Genomic DNA, 24,424 nt, shown 5'->3' with positions numbered 1-24,424 from the left:
GGCCCTCTACTTCACAAGCTTCGAGCGGCGAAATGCAATAACGCCAAGCCCAAGAGCTAATAGAAACGGAGTTTGCGGTGCAGAAACAGCGGTACTTTCTACTAGCGAAACGTTATCGATAGTGAGCGTTGAAGAAAACGACTGAGCGTTAAAGCCTGGCTCTAATATAAAGTCTAGAAAATAACCGTCGTAGCTGTTGTTTAACTGCGTGATAAAAGTACCGCTACCAGACTGAAAATCGAATAGAAGCGTCTCGAGTTTGAAACCGTCGTTCAGTACTACCGAGAAAGCATCAGAGAGCGCATCTGTTTTCAAATCATCGCCATCAAAAATCCAGTCGAAGCTTAAGTCTACTGTTACACCGTCAGACACCGACGACAGATCAAGTTGAGTGAATAGCGTATTTGAAAAGCCGTCAGGAAACAAATTGTCGGTACTTATCTGCGCCGAACATTGCCCAGCGTTGTCTATTATAGAAAAATCACTGGTATCGGCAGGCTCGCCATTGCCGTCTGTATCTAGGCTCCACCCGTTGAAGTTACACGTTTGAAAATCGCCGTTCGTTATAAAGTTTGCGTTAGCTTGTGTACTTAGTAAAAGTGAACATGCAACGAGTAAAGCACTGAGTTTCATGGTTTAGCCTTTTGTTAAATGTTGTTTTTTGATTTGTAAATAATATGTTTACTTCGATTGCATACTATTTAAACGACACCTTGCTTACTAGGGCAAAACAGACCAATGAGCATTGAATACGTATGCAAGAAAAAGCGGCATAGTACTTTTTCATTAGGCGCAGTCATGTAGTTTGCCAAGCTATAAACTTCAACTAGCCTCAGGCTGAGTAATGGAAAAAAACAATTAGGAGAACTCAACACCTCCCCCGCTGTTTATGTCTGTGTTGACCACTGGTTTTCTATCGCAGCCGACCTACACCACCAACCTGATAGTGCAAGTATCATTGCAGTGGCTATTCAAAAGTAAAAAGCCTTTATTAAAACTGTAATACCTCATCTGTAGCCTATGGTTATCATTACTTTACCCATTTGTCGGTGTCTTATTAGATGAAGCACATCATGTCGCGCAATGCGTTCTATTCGCTTACGATTACCTTCACTATTTTGTCTGTTCTTGGCCAAGTCTCTACCAGCATTTATAGCCCCTTCTTTTTTGACTTAGCGACTATGTATGGCGGCCATATCAGCATAATCGAACAAAGCGTAGCTGTGTTTTTAGTCGCCTTCTCTCTTTCACAGTTAGCGTCTGGCATACTGTGCGACTACATAAATAAGCAAACATTCTTATTCTGCGGAATCTTGGTATTTATCGCAGGTACGCTTATGGTTGCACTTGCCAATGAAGAAAACATTTTTCTAATGGGGCGCGTGGTGCAAGGCTTGGGTGGGGGCGTTGGAGTATCAGTATCGCGGGGATTGTCACGTCAAATATTTAGTGAAGAGCAGCTAAATACCTCTCTTTCGCTTATTAATATTGCCTTCGCTATCGCGCCAGCAGTAGCGCCATTAGTAGGTACATTAATCGGCGAATCTTTAGGTACTTCGGCTATTTTTTACTTCGTGTTTGCAATGGGCTTACTTGCCTTATTATTGCTTTTTTCAGTCTCGAATACGCTTAGTCACTTTACGCCGCCAGTATCTCACAATGTCCTGAGTAATACGTTAGAACTTATTAAAAGCACGATTGTGAAGCTTGTCTCTGTAGGTATGGCTAGTGGGCTTTTGTATGGGATTGTGTTTTGCTTTATTACTATTGCACCTTCTATGGTAATGCAGCAGTTTGGGCTTTCCAAAACCCTGTTCTCGGTTTACTCACTGTTAGCCACTTTGTCTTTCGTTGTGGGCAGCGTATTAAATATTCGGCTGACATCTTTGTCGCCTTTGCAAAAATTCAGAGGTTCTAGTTTCTGTTTAGCGGCATTTTCCGTGCTTTTTGCATTGACCGCCTTCTTAAATATAGGGAGTGGGTTAATCATTATTTTAGCCTACTGCTATATCATGTTCTTTTTCATTGGTATCGCTATGCCCTGTAGCGTAACCATTATGCTGGGCTATTCTGAAACCTCTGCCGGTTTTTTAGCAGCATTGACTGGCTTTTTTCATCTAACCGGGGCTGCCATAGGCGCTTACTCAGTGACATTGCTTACGCTGGAGCCTACCGATGCTTTTAGTTTAGCGACTTGTGCGTTAAGCATGGCGAGTACCGCCATTTGCACTACTTTGAAAAAGCACTAACGGCTCACCCTTCCGTCGTGTCAGTGCAATCACATGTTAAAAAGATACTGGCAATAACCAATAAATAAAAACTTCTTTTACTAACCTATTTGGTTTCTCATAACTTATCCCCATAATGAAAAAGCTTCCAAAAGTGGTTGGAAGTTTTTTTGTTAAAAGGACATTAGAAACAATGAAACGTACTATTCTCGCCAGTATCTTTGGCGCACTATCTTTAAATGCATTCGCAGCTTCGCCTTCATATGACTTCGTTAAAGCTGGGTATGTACAAGCAGATATTGAGGACGCAGGCGACTTCGAGCCAAATGGTTTTCAGATTCAAGGCTTTAAATCACTAAACGAAAACGTCTACCTTACAGGCCGTTATGGTCAGCTAAGCGAAGACGAAAGTGGTGTAGACGCTGATTTAGATTACGTGTCTGCGGGTATCGGCTACCGTTACGGTCTTACGCAAAATACCGACTTTTTTGGTGAAGTTACTTATGAGTATGTAGATGTTGACCTAGATTCTAACTTTATTTCTGGTGAAGCTGACGACAACGGCTATGGCATTACTGCTGGTGTTCGCTCAATGCTTTCAGAACAGTTTGAACTGCGTGGTGCTATTCGCTACATCGATATCGAAGAAGATGATACTGCTTTTGAAATTGGTGCAGACTATTTCTTTACGCCGCAATTTTCATTCGGCGCGACTTACGTCATCGCTGATGATGTAGACTTGCTCGGAGTATCAGCACGCTACACTTTCTAATACGCTAAAGATAAGAAAGCGTAATAATATTAAGCCACGCTTTAGGACGTGGCTTTTTTAATCTTGCACTATCTCTACCCCTCACCGATGAGCTAACACTAGATAGTACTGCTAGTACAAGCAGTACACAGACGCCATCATTTTTTTCTCGGCCTTATGGCCTTGTATGCTCATGCGCTGTCGACAACGCCTTAGCCGCCCCTTCTTGCTCCATATTAAGCGCAGTAATTGGGAAAGGTATTACTATACCCTCTTCATCAAACCGCTTTTTTAGCATTTTTATAAACGCACTTTTTATAAAGAAACGATTAAAGTATTCTCGGGTTCTTAGCATTATGGTTAGGTTAATGCTGGAATTATCAAAGGTATGAAAAATAACGAAGGGTTGATAGGTTTTAACACCGTATTCATGCTCCTTTAAAATGGTGTTTGCCACCTCTAAACAAACCTTTTCTACATGCTCTAGGTCAGAACTATAGTGAACCCCTACATCTACTGGAACCGAAAGTTCGCGCTCAGGATAGTAGTAGTTAATCAGCTTTGAATTAGAAAGCTTACTGTTTGGCATAATAACGATGTTATTAGGCAGCATTCTAACCCACGTAGAACGCCATCCTATTTTCTCAACAAAGCCTTGCTCCCCAGAGTCCAGTTCAATAAAGTCACCAATGCGGATGGGCTTATCCATTACTAACTGAATGCCTGAAAAGAAATTTTCAAGTGTGGGCTGTAGAGCTAGCGCTACTGCAAGTGACGTAATACCTAATGAAGCAACGATGGGCGTTATTGATACCCCCATTGTGCTTAAAATAATTAAAATGGCGAGTACGGCAAACACTGCTCTTACTGCACCACCAGCTATAGCGCTGGTGTTTTTCACAATAGTTGACTGGTCGCGATAGCGTTTTAACGAATAGGTAACGAAACGCTCAAAGAACAAAACCAGCGTAATAATGAGCCCCGCTTCTATAGCAACCGTTAACGCGTTTATTGCCCCCTCTCCAGCTTGAAACACTGAAATAATGCTTTTAACTAATAGCAAAAAAATGACCAGAATAAGTAAGTTCAACGGAGCATTGAGCGATAGTACTAGCACGCGATAAATATCAGACATGCTGCTGCTTTCAGAACGGGCCTTGGCTTTCAAGCGCACCAATATGAGGCGTTTAACGATGAAAAGCACAATAACAACCCCGACTAATCCGGCTATTGCTATTGCCTGCTTGTTTTCAAGAAGTTGAGTGCTATCCACGACTGACGATGCTCCTGCGCAAAAAGTATGGTGCTTTTAATATTAGCTACACGTTAATACGGAAAAGAAGACGCAAAAGGTGCACCAATTGTTGTTAGGAATGTGCAGGAAGCTTTTGTTGATATTGGTTAAAGAGCCATTGATTAGCTTCTTCGTTATCTGTAAAAAACAGGTAATCCATTGAAGCAAGCTCGGGGATCCGCTGGTGCATGATTCCACGGATCACTGCCCCTTTGTATACATATGCTTTCGCGATGAGGCCCATTTCAGGGAGGCGAGTAATAATGTGCTTAACCATATCAAACGCTTCGGGCGTTGCGCCCTCTACTTGGCTAATGTCGGCAAGTAAAGCAAAAGGCTTCCCCTTTAATCCCATAACTAACTCGAAAAGCTCTTCTCGGTAACTCTCTGCGCTACTCTCATTAAAAATGCCATATAGCTTGGTTGTAATAATGCCATTTTCATGAGATATCGATGCGTTACTTAGATTTCTTGACATAGCCAACGTTAATTCTTTAAAACTTGATCGAGCATAACTGAAAAATAGCATCATTTTCGAATTAGAGGCAATACCGGGAATCAACTACTCTTTTTTCAATGCCAACAGACTATCATTGTCTGGAAAACTTACGAGGCCGTTCATAAGAACTTTATTCGCCTGCTCTGCCCTATCGCCTTTGCGAAGCGCAATAACATAGTTGTGCACATACGCTTGTTGATGTTGGCCCACGTCATACCCTTTTTCAAACCAAGTTATCGCCAGTTTGTTATTACCTTCAATGTCAGGGTTTTCGAGATAATAATTGGCAATCAGAAAGTAGCTTAACCAATAGGAAGGCCAAGTCTGAGAAGCGGTTTCCAAAAACGCTAATGAACGCGCTTTATCTCCCACTTTAAGCATATCGTAAGCCGCACTTACATAAGTGAAAGGTGTCATCTCAGGCGAGGTTACATTAGGAGGAACTGGTGCCAAATACCAGTAATTTCCTCTTCCCCACGTTCTTTCAAAAAGCTCAAGCGACATTTCGTGATTAGGCGTAAGGCCGGTATGTAAAGTAACCGTCCCCTTATCACTATCGAACCCAATAACAACAGCGTAGTGCCATTGGGGTAATAACTGGATGGACAAATTTTGAAAAACAATCACTGGGATATCGTCTTTAACCAGAGACATCAACGAAGACAGCGTTCCTCGTTCGTTATAGGGCAAAAAACCAAACTGCCGCGTAGCCGTGATCATCTCCAACTGAAGACTGCCTTCTTTGTTAGGAATGAACAACTTAGGCGCAATATCATTTGGAGAGGTGCTTTCACCATAGTAACCAAACACTTCAGATAGCGTGGTAGGCCCACAATAAAACTGTTCTTGGGGAAAAAACGGAACAGATTGAATAGTGTGAGATTCAGGTAAAGAGGCTAGTCCCTCTTGCCGCAGCTTGTCAGCTTGAGGTGTGGACTGACAGCCTGAAAGCAAAAATAGAAGCGAGAGGCCTGCTATTGCGTAGGCCTTTTTAACTGAATTGATCATCCAATTAGCTGTTCACTGGACGAATAAATGGGTAAACGTCGGTTACACCAATTAGATCCAAAATGGCGATAATAGCAAGTACAGTAAGCACTGCCCCTACAACACCACCCGCTGGCGCTTGATTAATTTCATCATTTAATTGCGCAATTTCGCTGTCGGTCATGCCGTTGATTCTGGCGATAGCTTGGTTGCTATCTACACCTAAGCTTACCAATTTACTCTGCACGTCTGCACGATTAACCATGTCAATTAGCTGCTGCTTGTTGTAGTGAGCAGCTTGAGTTTGCATTACAGAATCTGAGCTAATTGCTTCTGCATGCACGCTGCCAGACATTAAAACCGTTGCCGAAAAGCAACCAATCGCCATTTTTTTCAAAAATTTCATGATGTTTCCCTCTTTAAAATGCCCAGTTTTATTCTTCTTTTGCGTTACCTAACTCACGATAAACTAGAGTGAAATAAAACTTCGCACTGATTCAGCAGAGGCATTTACGCTCTGCGGTTTATTTTCAGTAGATAAGCACAGCAAGATTAAGACCAACTAAAAAGGCCTTTTTTATAATAGACAAGGTTTCATTTTTTTCTATTTAAAATAATGATTTAAATAACCTTTATACGAAAAGTGGTGAATAAAGCTTTATTCGTTAATACTGCATTGATGCATCACCACACGCTGACTTTTATGTAATATTTTCTTTATGCTGGAATTATTTGCTTGCCGCTAATGTAAAAAGAGTAATAAACAGTAAGGGGCACTGCGTGGAATGAGCGGGTGATTCGAAACGCCTATTTCACGCCTCATACCATACGGAGTTAAGTTTCAGGTGCAATTTTTGACAAAAACACGCTATAAAAGACAGTATTGGGGTTAATATTTTCTTTAGCGTTTGGGTGAAATGCGCATCAGGCAGAGTTTCATTTATTGGGTATTGGTAGCGACTATCTGCTGTATTAGCGCATGCAGTTCAGATAAGTTTATGCGTAAAAAAGTATCCCCTTTGTCTTTGGCCAGTGCATACGGATATGGCTATTTGCCCGACTTAAGCCACTTCGACAACATACAACTGGCTGCTCGGTGCACATCGTACGAGCAGAGTACTACGCTAGATATCGCGCTTACGCTCTATTGCTACATTACCTTGTTAAAAAGAGACAGTCTTTCTGATGCGCATCGTGCTATAGGAATCGACGGGTATAACCTCGCAGTAAACAAGCTATTCCGGCTTAGACATACACCTGACAACTTAATTCAGGTTAACTACTCCGGCCCAAGCGAGCTCGATTTAGTTTCAGAGATAGAAGCCTTAGACGCTCGCCTCTCTCCTAAGGTATTTGGTGAACTTGGCAGTGCTGCAGTGGCTCGAATTAACAACCAAGCACAGAATGGCCGTAGCCTTGACCTCAACTATCCGCTAGAAGGTATCTACTCCCCTTACTCCCTTCAAGTTGAGTCGGTTGTATTGAAAGGGCTTAGAATTCACATATCCTTGCGAGCCCAACACGTCGATGTGCCTACCGAAATACTTATTGGAAACAACACATACATGCAAAAGTACTCCCCTGCTGCCGCTTACCTTTCCCTTTTACAAAATGCCGACATCCACAATTTCAGCTGGCTGGGATTTACTAATGCACAAGACGCTGAAAAGAGAATGGGAGTCTTTAGTATTGGAGAGCTTTCTTCAGCCAAAACCCCGCTTATTATGATTCATGGCCTCAATTCAGACCCGCTAATTTGGCGCTATCTCACGATGGCTATTTTCAATGACGAAGAATTATCTCAACATTATCAGATATTGCACGTGTACTACCCGTCAGGCCCTCCCCCTTTCTATAACGCCATGCGAGTTCGCAAATTACTGAACAAGCTAAACCAGCGGATAGCGTCACCGGAAGGTGCTTCTTCATCTGCGGTATTGATAGGGCATAGTATGGGCGGAGTAATCGCAAAGCTGATTTCAACGCATTCAGATAACACGTTGTGGGATACTACTTTCACAGAGCCACCAAAAGCGCTAATCGCTGAAGGTGACGAAATGTTGCGAGATATATTTATATTTAATCCCGTGTACAAAGAGAATACGGTGTTTTTTCTCGACACTCCGCACCGAGGCTCAGAAATAGCCAATAGCCTCATAGGATCGTTAGGCTCTTCACTCATCACACTCCCTTTTAGTTTTAAAGCGCTATTTAAAAACTTTATCGACAAAGTAGGCGTGAGCAGATTAACCGCGGCTATGCTTCCATTCTTACAAAACTATGGGCCTGATAGCGTCCAAGTGTTACGCCCTAATCACCCGCTGATGACAGCGTTAGCCGACATTCCTGTAGAAGGCGAGAGCTATTCTATTATTGGCTCTACCAGTACCTTGCATTGCCACTCAGAAACAGAATGCGCAGCCATTTCTGACTCTGTCGTCAGCTATAACAGCGCATATTTACCTGACGCAAAAGACACAACAATTGTTAACTCGTCGCATAACTCATTCAAAAGCCCTCAGGCAATCGAGTTTATACTTGATAAGCTTAGCCAAAAGCACATCAGCGCCAAGACTGTTCAAAATTCCCTCGACATGTAGCCCTCAATTCCTTATAGTGCGCGCGCTTTTATATATTAGTGAAGTGACAACCGCTTTCACTACTATCTCTTCTCATCGTTTTACCCCTGGATACCTGTTTTGATTACCACCGCAAATATCACAATGCAGTTTGGCTCTAAGCCATTATTTGAAAATATTTCTGCCAAGTTCGGCAACGGCAACCGATACGGCTTGATTGGCGCAAACGGTTGCGGCAAATCTACCTTCATGAAAATTCTTAGCGGTAAACTTACCCCATCGTCGGGCAACGTTTCTATGGCGCCAGGAACAAAGCTAGGCATCTTAAGTCAGGACCAATTTGCGTTTGAAGAGTTTAGCGTAGTCGACACCGTGATCATGGGTGACCGCGAGCTCTGGGAAGTAAAACAAGAGCGAGATGCCATTTACAGCAAAGCCGAAATGAGCGAAGAAGACGGCATGCGCGTGGCAGACTTAGAAACCCAGTTTGCCGAAATGGACGGCTACACCGCTGAAGCTCGCGCAGGTGAAATTCTTACATCTGCTGGCATTGATGAAGACTATCACTTCGGTTTAATGAAAGAAGTGGCTCCTGGTAAAAAAGTTCGAGTACTTTTAGCCCAAGCCCTATTTGCCGAGCCTGATATTCTGCTTTTAGACGAACCAACCAACAACTTGGATATTTACACCATCAGCTGGTTAGCAGACGAACTCAACAAGCGTAAGTCAACCATGCTTATTATTTCGCACGACAGACACTTCCTAAACTCTGTGTGTACTCACATGGCTGATATCGACTACGGTGAACTGCGCGTTTATCCAGGTAACTATGACGACTACATTCAAGCCGCCATGCTTGTCCAAGAACAGCTTCATGCAGAGAATGCTAAGAAGTCAGCGGAAATTGAAGAGCTACAGAGCTTTGTAGCGCGATTCTCTGCCAACGCATCGAAAGCAAAACAAGCTACCTCGCGTGCACGCCGTCTTGAGAAAATTGAATTAGCTGAAGTAAAAGCCTCTAGCCGTCGTAAGCCTTACATTGTGTTTAAGCAGCACAAGAAGCTTCACCGCCTTGCAATCACCCTTGAAGACTTAGGCCATAGCTATCCAGACCTTCCGCTATTCGACAACGCGAACTTGCTATTAGAAGCAGGTCAACGCCTGGCGATTATTGGTGAGAACGGGGCTGGCAAAACCACACTCTTGAAGTGTTTGGTTAATGACATTGAACCTACCGCTGGTAGCTATAAGTGGGCTGAAAATGCCGCAATCGGCTATATTCCACAAGACAATGCTAAATACTTTGCTGAAGATATCACTATGTTTGAGTGGATGAGCCAATGGCGTAGTCCCAAACACGATGACCTTCAGATTAAGGGCATGTTAGGCCGATTATTGTTTACATCTGATGATTTCAATAAGCGTGTGCAGGTATGTTCTGGTGGTGAGAAAAACCGCTTATTGTTTGGAAAGCTTATGCTGGAAGACATTAACGTATTGGTAATGGATGAGCCAACCAACCACATGGACATGGAGTCGATTGAAGCCTTGAACAATGCGCTATACAAGTTTGATGGCACTGTTATTTTTGTTAGTCACGACCGTGAATTTGTTTCATCACTGGCTACACAGGTCATTGAAATAAAAGATAAACAGCTGAATCACTTCGATGGAAACTACGAAGAGTTTTTGGCGCATAAAGAAAGCGCATAAGTAATGTCAAAAGGGGCGCTTACCGCCCCTTTTTGTTTGTTTCAATGCCGACAATTTTTATCACTTCAAGGTTTGGATATTTTTAACTTTAAACCTGTTCATTTCCTACTAAAAACTGTCTAGTCATGCCCGCTAGGTTATCGAAATACTCAATAAGCGCAGCTTTCACTGGGGCTAGTTCTTCCTCAGTTATATTTTCAAAGTCAGCAGGATCAGCAAAATCTTCCAAAGTCTTGTTTTTCGCCAAGTATGTTTGTGTTTCTTTTACGTGCTCTAATCGCGTGATATCCACCGGCTTATCAATGGTCTCTATAGAAATAGCAAAACTAGCTGACGCCATGTAGTTATCCATACCTAAAAAGCTTCTGGTAAAAAGCCCATAACCCTGGCTGTAATGTTCTGAGCAGCCATACATACCACACTCCATTGCTGCTAACGTAGACGTTTCTTTAATTACAACAACCGCTGTTATGCCCTCAGCGGCGAGCTTTTCTCGTGTGCTTGCGCTTTTCTCGTTAAATACCCATTCCTTATTTACTACATCTACAAAAGTTAGCGTATCACTTTCAGAAACAAGGTTTGATATGTCTACAACATCGTATGTCGTTCCGCCCTCAATTTTATCCTCAAAAATTTTGAAAATATTTTCTTTAAGCTTCCAATCGTAGTCGTATTCCTTGCTGAAATTATTAAAAATTGTTGTACCAACGTGAGTATGGCTAGGGTTCTCTTTAGCAACAACCAGAATTCCAACTTTACTTTTTTCAGGGGCTTTATAACCAGTTGTGGGTGGCACATACGTTGAAGCACACCCTGCTATGACAATGGCCATGAGAGCCATAAACAACAACTTAAACGACAATTTCATTCTTATTCCTTTGTGCTTTATTGCACCTTTTAATTATATGATTAATACCTAGTATCACTCTTCCCCACCTCAGTTCTATCAGCTCTAAACGTATGAAGAGGAATTACGATAAAATCGCACAAGTTTTCTTCAAAAACAATGTGTTTAATAATTCAACGTCGTCTACTTCACTAGCAACAATTAACGCGCTATCGCCCCAATTGCTTGACAATAATTCCTGTCACTAGAAATACCGATATATTGCCTTTTGGCAACCGATAAATTGAGCCTATCGCTGGTAGCTAGAAGTGGGCTGGAAACGCAGAAACCTAATTTTTCTACTTGTAAGGCTTTGCCGGAAGGTTGTATACAAAACGGGCGTTTAATTGAGCGCCCGTTTTTTTGTTTTTTTGCCAATTACTGACTAGATAAATATTTGGCTACCGTTTCAGCCAAACGGTCGATGTAACTGATGATTGAATTTCTGATAGGCGCTAGTTCTTTTTCTGTAGCTTCATCAAAGTCTTCAGGTGGAACAAACTCTTCAAGACGTACATTCTTCATGGCGTCATCTTGTAATTCTTCAAACAATGGTTGCGTCGCAATGTCTACCGGCTTATCTAAGCTTTCAATACTGAAATCAAAACTTGCAGAAGCGATATAAGAATCGGTTCCCAAGAAGCTTCGAGTAAATAGACCAACCCCTTTGCTTTCATGTTCCGAGCAGCCATATGTGCCGCATTCGGTGATGGCGACTGTTGGAGCCTCTTGAACAATAATAATTTTTGTAACGCCGTCGGCTAACAGCGACTTTCGAAGTGCATTTTGGTTTTCGTTGAAAGACCAACGACCATTCTGCTGCACCACGAAATCGAGTTGCCATGCTCCTTTGACTTTGGGTGACACGTCAACGACTTCAAAGCGGCTTGATTGCTCTATTGCCGTTTTAAGTTCAGTGAAAAGCGTAGATGCTATCTGCCAGTCGTATGCATACTCTTTCGTGAAGTTATTAAACTTAGTCGTACCAATATGGGTATGCGATGGGAACTCATTAGCATTGATGAACACCCCTATCTTTTGCTTCGGTACTTCCGTTGGCTCATTCGCTTCATTTACTTCATCTTCGCTTTCTTGCTCTGAAACATCAGCACTTTGCTTAGACACATCACTGTCTGTTCTAGCAACTGAACTTGTTTTTTCGGCTTTAGATTCGGTAGGCATGTTATCACTTGAATCCATGCCTCTTTGCGTTACACACCCTGCTAACAGTATCAATACGGCAACCAGCACACTACACTTTGTCATAAACTTCATAACACTTCCCTATTCAAAGTCATTGAACTTGATACTGAATTAAGACTATTCTGGTTTTGCATAAAATGGCGCTTAAGGTAATACAACCTTACTTCCCCTATCTACAAGTGGTCGTGGCGAACTTATATCACGCTCAATTTCCGTGAGAGCTGCAGCATCACTTACCATTCAACTTTCAATATTGCGTTAAATCTCACTGTAATAAACATTCCTCATACTGAGTTAAGGTCAGGAAAATTTCCATTGCGTAAATCGCCTGCATATCACTTTACAAATCGGGGAACTCAGTGCTGTTATCTCATAGTAAGCAATTCTTGTTTGTACATATTGCAAAAACCGGTGGAACCAGTGTTCGTGCCGCCCTCAGTAAATATCGGTGGGGCCATCGTTATTCTGTACCTCAGTTTATTTGCAATAAAATGAGCCAATTGACTGAACACAAAATTGGAAGCCGTTTTCCTAGACACTCACGCATTATTGCTGCAAAAGAAATGTTGCCCGAAGCGTACTTTAATCAGCTATTCAAGTTTGCGGTGGTACGAAATCCTTGGGATTTACAGGTAAGCTCTTATCATCACATTAAAAGAGAGCGTCCTGCTGTCATGCATGGCAACAATGATTTTGAAAGCTTTATGAAATGGAAGTTTGATGATTCGCGCCCTTATCAGTACCACATAAACACATCGCTTCAGCTACAAACGGATTACCTTATCGACCTTCATGGGCTGTTGCTTACTGATTTTATCGGGCGTTATGAGCAATTAGACAGCGATTTTGAGCACATTTGCAATAGGTTGGCACTAACCAATATAGCGCTACCTCACAGACGAAAAGCAACCAACAGAGATGATTACCGCCGTTACTATAATAGTGCGTTAATTGATCTAGTCTCCACCCACTTCGAGAAAGATATCGCCCTTTTAAATTACACATTTGAATAGGTAAGCGTAGAAAGCCCCCTCAATATTGATCGAACCGGAAGCTTAGGCTGTATTGTGATTAAAAAGGAAATTGATTGATGACTCTATTAAAGTGTGTGGGCTCAGTAGGCCTATCAACATTACTCGCATTCTCCTCCGCCATTTCTGCACAACAGCCCGCAGGTCCGCAACAGCCCCAGGGCTGGATGTGGGGTTTTGGTGTTACTGCTTCCCAAGACGTATATACCGACTTTGATAACCGCATTGTACCTATTCCTATTATTGGCTACACAGGTGAAAAACTTCGGGTTTACGGGCCATTCATAGGCTATGAGTTATTTAGAGAAAAGGGCTTCACCCTTGATGCCCAACTTGTGCCGGTATTTGCAGGTTATGAAGAAGATGACAGCGCCGTGTTCACCGGTATGGAAGACAGAGACTTCAGCTACGCGGCTGGCGTTGGGCTCAACTATAATACGGGCAGCTGGGTGTATTCACTGTCAACCAACGCGGATATTCTTGGTAAGTTCGACGGCTACCAGACATCTGCTCGAATAAGTAAACAGTTTAGAGTAGATAACTTCATGATAGAGCCATCGGTAGGCGTTACCTATCAAGATAGCAACTATGTTGACTATTACTACGGTGTACGCCCTGAAGAAACCACCACATTTAGAAGTGCTTATAACGGCGATAGCGCATTGAATACCGAGATACGCGTCGCGGTCTCCACCCGCCAATTTTTGGGTGGCATGACTCGCTTAGAGGTAGGCGCCACATTCTTTGACGATAGCATTAGCGATAGTCCGCTTACCGACGATGACACTGCATTAAGTGCCATGCTGGTTTACACGCGTTTTTTCTAATAGTTTAAGTGAAAGATATGCCCAAACTCGCAAAAGCGAAGCTTTGCCGTTAGACATATCGTGCGCAAAAGTGGCGGAAATCAATTGGGACCAATACTGGTAAAAAGCACAAAAAATGCCCTCGTATTAGAGGGCATTTTTGTTTTTCTGGTTTAGCATCTGCGTGAGCTTGCGCGCCTACGCGGACTTCTTAAACGCTAGTGTTTCCCACAGGGGAACGGTAGATAAGCTATGTTTGTAACTGCCCGATGTTTCTTTAGTGCTGTACGACAAGTAAATCAGCGTTTTTGAGTCAGCATCATAAATTCGTCGAAGCTTCATATTCTTAAAAAATACACTTTTTGATTTTTTAAAAATCACTTCACCAGAATCTGATTTATCGATAGCGTCTAGCATTTCGGCAGTGATGGGGCCGGTTTGCCTGCACGCAATAGAACTGTCTGACGGGTCCGACAAATCTAAGTTCGCTTCAATACTTGAAATATGACAGGTAACGCCAGTGACAACAGGGTCTTGAAGCGCATCAATTTTGATATCTTTTGTGGTAAAAAGCCCAAGCGACACATCGCCCACTTCGCTGTCGCTACAGCCTGCCAACGTAAACACCGACGCGGCGAATAAACCCAACACAGTGCTTTTTACAAAAGTGCCGCTCTTAAAAGTGCCTTTCATAGAAGTACGAGCCTCGTTTGAACTTAACCAACGTCCATTTGTTTTCATATCATTCCCACCTCTACTCTATTTATGATCCTTATTTGTTTACTCGAAATATCGAGCCTGTGATCATTTTAGCCTAACAGGTTTAACTGTGTTTTATCCATAAGGTCGTGCTGCTTAATAAGTTGCTTTGCCTTTTCAATGTCTGGCGCAAAATAACGGTCTTTGTCGTAAAACGCCACTTTATCTCTTAGTAGCTGCATCAACACTTGGAGCTTTTCGCTGGTTTTAAACGGCTTTCTAAAATCTAACCCTTGGCAAGCCGCTAACCACTCAATGGCCAATATACCTGCCACGTTATCGAAAATATCTCGTAAACGCCTCGCAGCGAAGGTAGCCATAGACACGTGGTCTTCTTGGTTCGCCGACGTAGGTAAGGAATCGATGGATGCTGGGTGCGCTAGAGTTTTATTTTCACTAGCAAGTGCCGCACAGGTCACCTGCGCAATCATAAATCCTGAGTTGACTCCACCGTTTTCAACCAGAAATGGCGGCAAGCCGCTTAAGTGAGTATCGATCATTAGCGACATTCTACGCTCTGAAAGCGCACCAATCTCAGATAGTGCAATAGCCAGCATATCTGCCGCCATCGCCACTGTTTCTGCATGAAAGTTTCCGCCAGATAAAATATCACCAGTTGGCGTATCAGCGTCATCATTATTTTCAACAAAAACCAACGGGTTGTCGCTTACCCCATTAGCCTCAACCACCAAAATGTCTTGGGCATAGCGCATTTGTTGTAAACACGCTCCCATCACCTGTGGCTGACAACGTAGAGAGTACGGATCTTGTACTTTTTCGCACCGTTGATGTGAGTTACCAATCTCCGACGTATCTAACAGCTCTCTGAAGGCTGCCGCTATATCGCACTGGCTTTTGTGGCCGCGCACCTCATGAATGCGCGCGTCGAAGGGCACGCGAGAACCTAACGCAGCTTCAACTGTAAGCGCACCAATACCGATAGCACTGTGCAGCGCATTTTCAGTATGAAACAGCCCCTGAAGTGCAAACGCAGTCGAAGCTTGCGTGCCGTTTAATAGTGCTAAGCCTTCTTTTGGCGCTAGCGCAATTGGCTCCATGCCAGCTATTTCAAGGGCTTGGGCCGCACTAATTCTCTCTCCCTTATAAAAAGCTTCCCCTTCCCCTAACAGCACCACACTCATGTGTGCTAAAGGGGCTAAGTCGCCGCTGGCGCCTACCGAGCCTTTTTCAGGAATGGCGGGGTAAACCTGAGCGTTAAACAAGGTAATGAGCGCTTCTATTATGCTTAAACGGATTCCCGAATAACCGCGGGCCAGCGAGTTAATTTTTAACAGCATGAGCAGGCGCACGGTGTCTTCTTGCATAAATTCGCCCGTACCTGCCGCGTGCGATAACACAATACTGCGCTGTAATAACTCTAACTCGTCAACATTAATACGGGTATTAGCCAATAACCCAAAGCCGGTATTGATACCGTACACGGTTCGATTTTCTTCTATGACGTTAAGCACTACTTGCTCGGCGGCGTTTATAGCGGGTACTGCGCTTTCGTCTAGCGATAAATGAACGTGGCTTCGATGTACTTCCCGTAACTGATCTAACGTCAATGTACCTGGCACAAGATTAAGCTGCTTAACACCACCGTTTTCAGTAAAAAAAGACGAATGCGACATGACTATTTCTCCCCCCCAAAGCTTTTCTTCGAGTTTGAATAAGTGCTTGTTCCATCGGGGATTTGGTTATTAGTCGCGTTATTGACCATGGGAAGATCCAAGTTGTGCTTGGTAGCACAGTCTTTTGCAATGTCGTAGCCTGCATCTGCATGACGCATTACGCCCGTGGCAGGGTCGTTATGAAGAACCCGAGCAATACGCTCAGCCGCTTCGTCCGTGCCGTCACAAACAATCACTACACCCGAGTGTTGGCTAAAGCCCATTCCTACACCGCCACCATGATGAAGGCTTACCCAGGTAGCGCCACCCGCTGTGTTCAATAACGCGTTCAGTAATGGCCAGTCCGAGACCGCATCTGAACCATCGAGCATGGCCTCGGTTTCTCTATTTGGGGAAGCGACCGATCCAGAGTCTAGATGGTCTCTACCGATCACTACAGGTGCGGTTAATTCTCCACTGCGAACCATTTCATTAAAGGCGAGCCCCAGCTTTTGTCTTTCCCCCAGCCCCACCCAGCAAATACGCGCGGGCAGGCCCTGAAACTGAATACGTTCTTTGGCCATATTTAGCCAGTTATGTAAATGCGCATTATCGGGTATGAGCTCTTTAACTTTAGCGTCAGTTTTATAAATATCTTCTGGGTCGCCAGATAAAGCGGCCCACCTAAAGGGGCCAATGCCCTGACAGAACAACGGTCGAATATAAGCGGGGACAAACCCTGGAAAATCAAAAGCATGTTCAATGCCTTCTTCTAGCGCCATCTGCCTAATATTGTTGCCATAGTCGAGCGTTGCCGCGCCGGCTTTTTGAAAACCCAGCATGGCTTTAACTTGCAGCGCCATCGACTGTTTTGCTTTTTTAACGACACACACTTCATCTTTTTTGCGTTGCGCTTCGGCTTGGTCCAGCGTCCAACCTATAGGCAAATAGCCATTAAGCGGGTCGTGAGCACTGGTTTGATCGGTTACCACATCAGGAATAATCCCTTTTTCTAGCATATCGGGAAAAACCTCAGCAGCATTGCCGAGCAAGCCTATTGAAACTGGTTTACCGACTTGCTTGGCTCTCTCTAGCATTTGTATAGCTTCTTCTAACGAATGCGCTTTTTTGTCCAAATAGCCCGTGCGAATTCTAAAATCTATGCGAGTTTCATCAACTTCAACAGCTACCATTGAAAAACCGGCCATAGTAGCTGCAAGTGGCTGTGCCCCACCCATACCACCTAAGCCCCCTGTTAAAATCCAACGTCCTTCAGCGCTGCCTTCAAAATGTGTTTTGGCCACGCTCACAAAGGTTTCATAAGTCCCCTGGACAATGCCTTGCGAGCCTATGTATATCCACGACCCTGCGGTCATTTGCCCGTACATCATCAAACCTTCTTTATCCAGAGCGTTAAAGTGCTCCCAATTAGCCCAGTGCGGTACAAGGTTAGAGTTAGCAATTAACACACGGGGTGCGTTTTCATGGGTAGGAAATACGCCAACGGGCTTGCCTGATTGAATAAGTAGTGTTTCGTCAGTATTTAAGCGCTTAAGCACTTCAACAATGTTGTCGTAGGACGCCCAGTCGCGAGCCGCGCGTCCAATGCCGCCGTACACCACTAAATTTTGCGGATGCTCAGCAACGTCCGGATCCAGGTTATTCATTAACATGCGAAGCGGCGCTTCGGTTTGCCAGCTCTTGGCGTTTAGCGTACTGCCTCTTGGGGCACGAATTTCTCTTGTAGGGTCGAGGCGTTTCATAAACTTCTCCTAGGCATCTTTTTCTTTTGCTGAAATATTATTGTTATAAGAAGCAGTATCTTTAAAAAAGCGCCTTGAGAGTTAATGTCTTAGGCGCGTTTACACTTAAAACTCTAAGTGTCCTCCCAGTCGGTATCTACTGCCAGGGTGGAATAGCACAGCGTGGCTAACCACAGCGGCAGCGCCAGTTGCCTTTCCCATCCCACGTGAAAATGTCCGTCGAGTAATCTTTAGGCAAGGCTCTTTAGGCTTTATCAGTAATGCTTGTGCAATATCTTTTTCAACAATTACAGCTTCTACGCTATGATCCGCCTGAGAGAGGGGCGCGACTTGGTTTAGATAAAAGTTTGCAGTTTGCGCTTTGAAATCTTTATCTAGGTAATCGTTAATCCAAGCTGGGTTGACCCAGCGGTCTTCATACTGAACAGGCAAGTTATTTTCGCAATGCACAATAATGCTGTGAAATACAGGTACCCCAACATCAACCGCTAGACGCTGCGAAATAACATCACTGGCGGGAGCTGTTTCCAGAACCAATATCTCGTTAGTGTATCTATGCCCCCGCTGCTCTATTTCATCGCGAATGCTTTTAATTTCAAGCATTGAGCTCATAGGGCGACTATCTGACACAAACGTGCCTATCCCCTGGCTGCGCATTAAAATACCCTCGTCCACCATTTCACTTAACGCTCTTCGCGCAGTCATCCGGCTTACACCGTGCTGCTGGGCAAGTTGGTTTTCTGAAGGCACTTGGCTACCAGGCTTCATCTCACCACTTTCGATGGCATCCAAAATTGCTGTTTTAATTACCCTGTATCGAGGTTGCATATCGTGGGTTCACAACTAAATTGTTAATAATATGCTAACAGCATACTTGTATATACAAGTATGCACAAGTAAACTAATTTCAAAAGTTGCACTAGGTTTCAATAAAGGCTCAGGACAGAGCTAGACAACGAAGCAAACAAGAAGTGGCTTAGAGTGGAGCACGTTATGGGTTATCAATACGACACGCTTATTTACAATGTTCGCGTTGCGTCTATGCAAGACAACGAGTTGCCTTATGGCGAATTACCGCCACATGCCATTGCCATAAAAGACGGCAAAATTGCTGCGTTACTTCCTCACGATGACTCACTAGACGACGTAATTAAGCAGGCCAAAAGCGCAATAGATGCCACTACCCTAATTCCGCAAAATGAAGGGGGGACGCTCAAACACCCGTGGCTATTGCCTGGCTTCATCGATTGTCATACGCATCTGGTGTACGGCGGCAACCGCGCCGAAGAATTTGAAATGCGATTACAAGGCGCAAGTTATGTAGACATTGCGCAGCGCGGCGGTGGTATTAAAGGGACGGTTGAAAAAACACGGCAAGCCGACGAACACACCCTGCTTCACACTGCGATAAAGCGAGCAAAGCGACTGTGCGAAGAAGGTGTTACCACCATTGAAGTCAAATCAGGTTACGGGCTGGATTTAGACACTGAAGTGCGCATGTTGCGCGTGGCTAAATCCCTTGAGCAGCATCTTCCTGTGAGTATTAAAACTACCTATTTAGGCGCTCACGCCCTGCCCAATGAATTTGCTGACGACTCAGAAGGATATATCGATTTCATTTGCAACGAGGCTCTTCCTCATATTGCTTCGCAAAACTTGGCTGACGCCGTTGATGTATTTTGTGAAACCATCGGCTTCTCAACTTCACAAACAGAACGAGTATTTAGCTGCGCACAGCAGCATGGTTTACCCATTAAAGCGCATGTAGAGCAGCTTAGCGACAGCAAAGGTGCAGTCTTGGCGGCTAAGTACGGCGCGCTATCGGTAGATCACATCGAATACTTAGCTGACAGCGACATCCCCTTACTTGCCCAAAGTGGTACGGTTGCCGTATTACTACCGGGCGCGTTTTATTATTTAAGTGAAGTTCAAAAGCCGCCGGTAGACGCCCTAAGGGCACACAATGTGCCCATGGCCTTAGCCACTGACTTTAATCCAGGTAGTTCGCCGTTAGCCTCAATCCTTACCGCGATAAATATGAGTTGTGTGCTGTTTCAACTTACACCAGAAGAAGCGCTACGCGGCGCTACTGCGCACGCGGCGAGCGCTCTTGGGCTGCACGACCGAGGTGTTATTGAAGCAGGCAAGCTTGCTGACTTAACGCTGTGGGATATCGAAACGCCGGCAGAGCTCGCCTATTGTATTAATGGCCACCGCCCCGCAGCGGTGTTTAAGGAAGGCAAACATGTTTAAGTGGCAAGGCAGAATAGACAGTGAAGACGGCATTGAGGGCCTACGTTGGCATCAAAAAGTTAACGAACTTGAAGTCGGCGAAGATAATTCATTAGCCAACTCAGTTACCCTTGTTGGTTTTGAGAGTGATTTAGGTGTCGCATTTAACAAAGGCCGCGTAGGTGCAGCTGCTGGTCCAAACGCTATTCGCCAGGCACTGGCAAACTTACCCTGGCACTGGCCAAGCGCAGCATTGGCTGATTTAGGGAATGTTACCGCTAAAGAGAACTTAGCCCAGGCACAAACCCAATATGCCGACGCCATTTGTTATGCGCTCGAGCAAAATGATGGATTGGTCATTGGGCTGGGAGGGGGACATGAAATTGCATGGGGTAGCTATCAAGGCGTTTTCAATGCTAAGTCGAAAAGTGCCCGCATTGGTATTATTAATTTCGACGCCCATTTTGATTTAAGAAAGCCTTCACCAAACACCAGTTCAGGTACGCCGTTCAGGCAAGTGTATGATCACTGCCAGCTACACGACACACCGTTTCATTACGCTTGTTTGGGCGTATCGAAAGCAGCCAATACACCTGCACTGTTTGACTTTGCCAATATGTCTCATACACGCTATTTGACCGATGTGGCGTTAAGTGATGAATCGCTCTGTATGCAGCGAATAGATGAGCTGCTATCTCCGATGCTAAAAGACATCGATGAGCTTTACGTCACGGTATGTTTAGATGCATTTCCAGCAGCGCAAGCTCCTGGTGTTAGTGCTCCCGGAGCGTTGGGAATCTCCCCAGCGCTTGTTATCAACACGCTGCACTTCTTAGCACAGCACCAAAGTACTTATGGGTATCAATGGAGACTATGTGACGTTGCGGAAATGAACCCCAATTATGATATTGATAGCCGCACAGCAAAGCTGGCTGCACGGCTAATTTTTGAAGCAGTAGATGCAATAAGCTCGCACACTTAACGAGTTAACGCTTTAACGTTTGACGCTTTTATGTTTACTGGCCGCCTGCCCTTTCACACGCAGCGGCGGTAAACAAGACATCGGTGGAGCTATTTAATGCTGTTTCAGCAGAGTCTTGCAGTACGCCAACAATAAAGCCCACCGCAACCACCTGCATTGCCACTTCGTTGGGTATATTAAACAGACTACAGGCAAGCGGGATAAGCAGCAGCGAACCACCTGCAACACCTGAACTTCCACATGCTGATACCGCAGCGATAACGCTTAACAATACGGCAGTAGGGAAATCTACAGAAATGCCTAAGGTGTTAACCGCAGCTAGTGTAAGCACCGTGATGGTGATCGCAGCCCCTGCCATATTAATGGTGGCGCCTAACGGAATAGATACCGAGTAGGTATCTTCATCAAGCTTTAAACGTTTACACAGCGCCATGTTTACCGGAATATTCGCCGCCGAACTACGGGTGAAAAATGCCGTAATGCCGCTTTCTTTTAAACATTTAAACACCAAAGGGTACGGATTCTTTTTGGTTGCCAGAAATACTAACAAAGGGTTGGTCACTAGTGCGATAAATAGCATTGCGCCAATCAGTACCGTTAGTAAATGGGAATAGCCAAGTAATGCTTCAAAGCCTGTTGAGGCAATAGTGTTGGCTACCAAGCCGAAAATACCGAAAGGCGCGAGTTTGATAACAAAACCCACTACGGTTGTTACGCTATCTGCCATATTTTGAAGTAGCGCTTTTGTTGCCTCACTAGCGTGACGTAAACCTAAGCCAAGACCGACAGCCCAAGTAAGAATACCGATGTAGTTTCCATTTACTAGCGCATTCACCGGGTTATCTACCATGTTATAAACCAGCGTGGTAAGGACTTCCGATACACCTTTCGGCGCAGCTTGGCTAACTTCTGATGTCACTAAGCTTAAGCTTGTAGGAAAAGCAAAGCTTGCCAACACGGCGGTGAGCGCTGCCAGTAGTGTGCCCAACAAATAAAGCACAAGCACGGGTTTGATGAAGGTTTGCTCATTTTGCTTATGGTTGGCAATGGATGCCATGACCAAAACAAAAACCAATAAAGGAGCAATTGCTTTTAGGGCTTTTACAAATAAGTTACCCAATAGCCCTGCTGATTGAGCAGCTGAAGGTGAAAAAGTAGCTATCGCAATACCACATACGATACCAATGATAATTTGCAGTACCAAACTGCCATTCATGTAGCGCTGAAACAGGCTGGGGCGTGACGTTGAATCCATAAATGTTGGTCCATTATTATTTTGACGACGCACCATGATACCAGTCCACATAGATAATTACCCACTCAGCGAGAGTTAAAATGTTCGTAATCGCGGCGTGTTACCGCAGGTATAGTGGTTCTACATCAAGGTGACACAACAAAGAGTACGAACATTTTAAACTCGCCCTTCGGGAAGGTCTGGCAAGCTTCCTAGCTGCATTCTGGGAATTTGAAAGGGAACAGCCATTCCTGCATTCCCACGCTTTGCTAGGAAACTAGCCAGCGCCTTCTGAGAGGATAATTATCTATGGGGACTGGTATAGCGTAAAACCCCAGACAAATGAACCAGTTTGGTCTTAGTTACTCGCAAATAACCGTATGCTTGCCGTTTATAAGGGTTTACATGCCTTCAAGTATCTTTTGCGTATAAGACGTCCACTGGTAAAGAGGAAGTTCTCCATCGATATAATAGTCTGGCTGAATACCTACACCATCAATGGCCATATGCGGAATGCGTAAACTTTTAGTCAGGCTGTAATACAAAGTAAAAGTACCGCTTGGCGAATCAGTTTGATACATGTTAGAAATATCAAGTACACCTGCGGTGGTTTGCCCAAACAACTTTACTTTTTTGCTTTGTTTAGCCGCCAGTAAGAACTGCTCAGCGGTGCTGCCATTACTTGAATCAACAAGTACGCCAATACTTTTTGGTAGAGGTTCGATTTTATCGAATGTCTCCACCGTTACGTCTTCGTTAATGTTGATGTAGCTGCCGATGTGTTGCTGAAGAATGTCGTACCCGTCTTTGGCCCACTGCTTTTCTTCTTCACTAAAATGAGGGTTTTGCAAAAAGCCAAGCATTCTAGAGTTGTTAAGCTCGGTAGATAAGTATTCCATGCCTACAGTGCGAATAGGGTTGGTGTATAAAATAGGGAGTAAAGACGCATAGCTTACGTCACTACCACCACCGTTTCCTCGGATGTCGATAATGAGGTTTTCAGTTTTTAAAATCGTATCCAGGTTTTTAGCGATAACGGCGTCGATGTCTTTTTTGAAAGCATGATCGAAAGCCGGTATGCGAACTAACACTGTGTTCTCTGAAATTTCCTCGAATAGCGGAGCCTTGGTACTAAGCAGGCGCACATAGCGTGTTATTTCAGGCGACGATTCTTGTCGCGGTTCCTGTCGCGACATAACGATAAAGCTATTGCCCAACACCACTTCGTTGTTACCCAAGTACGTTATGGTATCGATTTGTCGGGCAGAGTGATCGCCCATAAAAAACGTCACTTTCGCAGTATTGCTGTCTGCAGGGTCGTTAAGGATGAACTTTACTTGTCCCGCCTTCCATGACGGATTAGTACTTTCAACGATATAGCCTTTATGGACATTGCCTTCTTTTTTTAACGCAACCGTATAGCTGGAAAATTGCCAAATCCCCTCAAGGGTTTCGTCACGTTTGCTTTTTAAATATTGTTTAAATGCCAATAAATCGAAATCATGCACTACCGATTCGCGTACCGTTTCCTCTGAACCATTCCTATTTAGTACAAGACCAACATGTCCCTTGCGAAAAAACGTAAGCCAGTCGCTAAGCACAGTTTGGCATTGCGCTTCGTTCTTCGCGCTTTGTACCCGAGCCAAGATGGCATTATTGTGGGCGGAATAAAGGTCCTGCCCTTTTTTCTCTACGCTATATTGAAAACCGGCATCGTTGTTTTCAAACGTGCTCTTTAGCCATTCAAACTCACTTTCACATTGAAAGGTACTACCAAACGAACAGAAAGAGGCAAAAAGAGGGAGTATCGCAAATCGTTTCACTAAATATGATGTCCATATCTACTTTTAATAACGATAAAGTA

General features: G+C 44.2%; 21 protein-coding genes. 8 read left to right on the top strand and 13 right to left on the bottom strand.

From position 1 onward, the window contains the following. Positions 1 to 6: 6 nt before the first annotated feature. Positions 7 to 633, bottom strand: coding sequence for a hypothetical protein (locus V7R55_RS03035; protein WP_334057237.1), 627 nt, complete (start codon positions 631 to 633; stop codon positions 7 to 9). 428 nt (positions 634 to 1,061) lie between these two features. Between V7R55_RS03035 and V7R55_RS03030 the strand changes: the two genes are divergently transcribed. After that, positions 1,062 to 2,249 carry an MFS transporter gene (locus V7R55_RS03030; RefSeq protein WP_334057235.1) on the top strand — a complete coding sequence of 396 codons (1,188 nt, stop codon included), beginning with the start codon at positions 1,062 to 1,064 and terminating at the stop codon, positions 2,247 to 2,249. A gap of 172 nt (positions 2,250 to 2,421) precedes the next feature. Beyond that, positions 2,422 to 3,000 carry a porin family protein gene (locus V7R55_RS03025; RefSeq protein ID WP_334057233.1) on the top strand — a complete coding sequence of 193 codons (579 nt, stop codon included), beginning with the start codon at positions 2,422 to 2,424 and terminating at the stop codon, positions 2,998 to 3,000. A 154-nt stretch (positions 3,001 to 3,154) separates the two neighbouring features. Here the strand turns inward: V7R55_RS03025 and V7R55_RS03020 are convergent, their stop codons facing one another. The 4 genes from V7R55_RS03020 to V7R55_RS03005 all read right to left on the bottom strand — a co-directional run bounded on the left by V7R55_RS03020 (position 3,155) and on the right by V7R55_RS03005 (position 6,165). Continuing rightward, entirely contained in the window at positions 3,155 to 4,252 is a 1,098-nt protein-coding gene (locus V7R55_RS03020) for a mechanosensitive ion channel family protein (RefSeq protein WP_334057232.1), read from the bottom strand. 94 nt (positions 4,253 to 4,346) lie between these two features. Then, positions 4,347 to 4,751 carry a hypothetical protein gene (locus tag V7R55_RS03015; RefSeq protein WP_334057230.1) on the bottom strand — a complete coding sequence of 135 codons (405 nt, stop codon included), beginning with the start codon at positions 4,749 to 4,751 and terminating at the stop codon, positions 4,347 to 4,349. An 84-nt stretch (positions 4,752 to 4,835) separates the two neighbouring features. Next, positions 4,836 to 5,780: a PA2778 family cysteine peptidase gene (locus tag V7R55_RS03010; RefSeq protein ID WP_334057228.1), complete on the bottom strand. Its 945-nt coding sequence runs from the start codon at positions 5,778 to 5,780 to the stop codon at positions 4,836 to 4,838. Positions 5,781 to 5,784: 4 nt separating this feature from the next. Further along, entirely contained in the window at positions 5,785 to 6,165 is a 381-nt protein-coding gene (locus V7R55_RS03005) for a PA2779 family protein (protein WP_071817283.1), read from the bottom strand. 592 nt (positions 6,166 to 6,757) lie between these two features. Here V7R55_RS03005 and V7R55_RS03000 point away from each other — a divergent pair. Both V7R55_RS03000 and V7R55_RS02995 read left to right on the top strand, forming a co-directional pair. After that, complete coding sequence (locus V7R55_RS03000) at positions 6,758 to 8,359, top strand: esterase/lipase family protein (RefSeq protein ID WP_334057225.1); 1,602 nt, start codon at positions 6,758 to 6,760, stop codon at positions 8,357 to 8,359. A gap of 99 nt (positions 8,360 to 8,458) precedes the next feature. Then, positions 8,459 to 10,051, top strand: a complete 1,593-nt coding sequence (locus V7R55_RS02995) for an ABC-F family ATPase (RefSeq protein ID WP_334057223.1) — start codon at positions 8,459 to 8,461, stop codon at positions 10,049 to 10,051. Between the two features lie 88 nt (positions 10,052 to 10,139). Here the strand turns inward: V7R55_RS02995 and V7R55_RS02990 are convergent, their stop codons facing one another. After that, on the bottom strand, positions 10,140 to 10,919 hold the full coding sequence (locus V7R55_RS02990) for a hypothetical protein (protein WP_334057221.1): 780 nt from the start codon (positions 10,917 to 10,919) through the stop codon (positions 10,140 to 10,142). A gap of 396 nt (positions 10,920 to 11,315) precedes the next feature. Continuing rightward, positions 11,316 to 12,212 carry a hypothetical protein gene (locus tag V7R55_RS02985; protein WP_334057220.1) on the bottom strand — a complete coding sequence of 299 codons (897 nt, stop codon included), beginning with the start codon at positions 12,210 to 12,212 and terminating at the stop codon, positions 11,316 to 11,318. A gap of 287 nt (positions 12,213 to 12,499) precedes the next feature. Here V7R55_RS02985 and V7R55_RS02980 point away from each other — a divergent pair, with 287 nt between their 5' ends. Together V7R55_RS02980 and V7R55_RS02975 are read left to right on the top strand one after the other, a co-directional pair. Continuing rightward, positions 12,500 to 13,153, top strand: coding sequence for a sulfotransferase family 2 domain-containing protein (locus V7R55_RS02980; RefSeq protein WP_334057219.1), 654 nt, complete (start codon positions 12,500 to 12,502; stop codon positions 13,151 to 13,153). A gap of 77 nt (positions 13,154 to 13,230) precedes the next feature. Further along, positions 13,231 to 13,998 (top strand): MipA/OmpV family protein, encoded by a 768-nt coding sequence (locus tag V7R55_RS02975; RefSeq protein ID WP_334057217.1) that lies wholly within the window; start codon positions 13,231 to 13,233, stop codon positions 13,996 to 13,998. 177 nt (positions 13,999 to 14,175) lie between these two features. Here V7R55_RS02975 and V7R55_RS02970 read toward each other — a convergent pair whose 3' ends face one another. The 4 genes from V7R55_RS02970 to V7R55_RS02955 form a co-directional block, all read right to left on the bottom strand. Continuing rightward, a complete protein-coding gene (locus tag V7R55_RS02970; protein WP_438823569.1) occupies positions 14,176 to 14,718 on the bottom strand; it encodes a CreA family protein in 543 nt (180 codons plus the stop codon). Positions 14,719 to 14,786: 68 nt separating this feature from the next. Further along, entirely contained in the window at positions 14,787 to 16,370 is a 1,584-nt protein-coding gene (hutH, locus tag V7R55_RS02965) for a histidine ammonia-lyase (protein WP_334057214.1), read from the bottom strand. Between the two features lie 2 nt (positions 16,371 to 16,372). Next, positions 16,373 to 18,112, bottom strand: coding sequence for a urocanate hydratase (gene hutU / locus V7R55_RS02960; protein WP_334057212.1), 1,740 nt, complete (start codon positions 18,110 to 18,112; stop codon positions 16,373 to 16,375). A gap of 105 nt (positions 18,113 to 18,217) precedes the next feature. After that, entirely contained in the window at positions 18,218 to 18,904 is a 687-nt protein-coding gene (locus V7R55_RS02955) for a UTRA domain-containing protein (protein ID WP_438823568.1), read from the bottom strand. Positions 18,905 to 19,105: 201 nt separating this feature from the next. Between V7R55_RS02955 and hutI the strand changes: the two genes are divergently transcribed. Together hutI and hutG are read left to right on the top strand one after the other, a co-directional pair. Then, positions 19,106 to 20,365 carry an imidazolonepropionase gene (gene hutI / locus V7R55_RS02950; RefSeq protein WP_334057208.1) on the top strand — a complete coding sequence of 420 codons (1,260 nt, stop codon included), beginning with the start codon at positions 19,106 to 19,108 and terminating at the stop codon, positions 20,363 to 20,365. Then, a complete protein-coding gene (hutG, locus tag V7R55_RS02945; protein ID WP_334057206.1) occupies positions 20,358 to 21,326 on the top strand; it encodes a formimidoylglutamase in 969 nt (322 codons plus the stop codon). Before hutI ends, hutG begins: the two co-directional genes overlap by 8 nt. A gap of 34 nt (positions 21,327 to 21,360) precedes the next feature. Here hutG and sstT read toward each other — a convergent pair whose 3' ends face one another. Both sstT and V7R55_RS02935 read right to left on the bottom strand, forming a co-directional pair. Further along, on the bottom strand, positions 21,361 to 22,581 hold the full coding sequence (gene sstT / locus V7R55_RS02940) for a serine/threonine transporter SstT (protein ID WP_334057953.1): 1,221 nt from the start codon (positions 22,579 to 22,581) through the stop codon (positions 21,361 to 21,363). 380 nt (positions 22,582 to 22,961) lie between these two features. Beyond that, complete coding sequence (locus V7R55_RS02935) at positions 22,962 to 24,383, bottom strand: S41 family peptidase (RefSeq protein WP_334057204.1); 1,422 nt, start codon at positions 24,381 to 24,383, stop codon at positions 22,962 to 22,964. Between the last annotated feature and the right edge of the window lie 41 nt (positions 24,384 to 24,424).

The sequence above is a fragment of the Alteromonas sp. S005 genome (assembly GCF_036864475.1).
Classification (GTDB): domain Bacteria; phylum Pseudomonadota; class Gammaproteobacteria; order Enterobacterales; family Alteromonadaceae; genus Alteromonas.
This window is presented reverse-complemented; position numbering and strand designations above follow the sequence as displayed.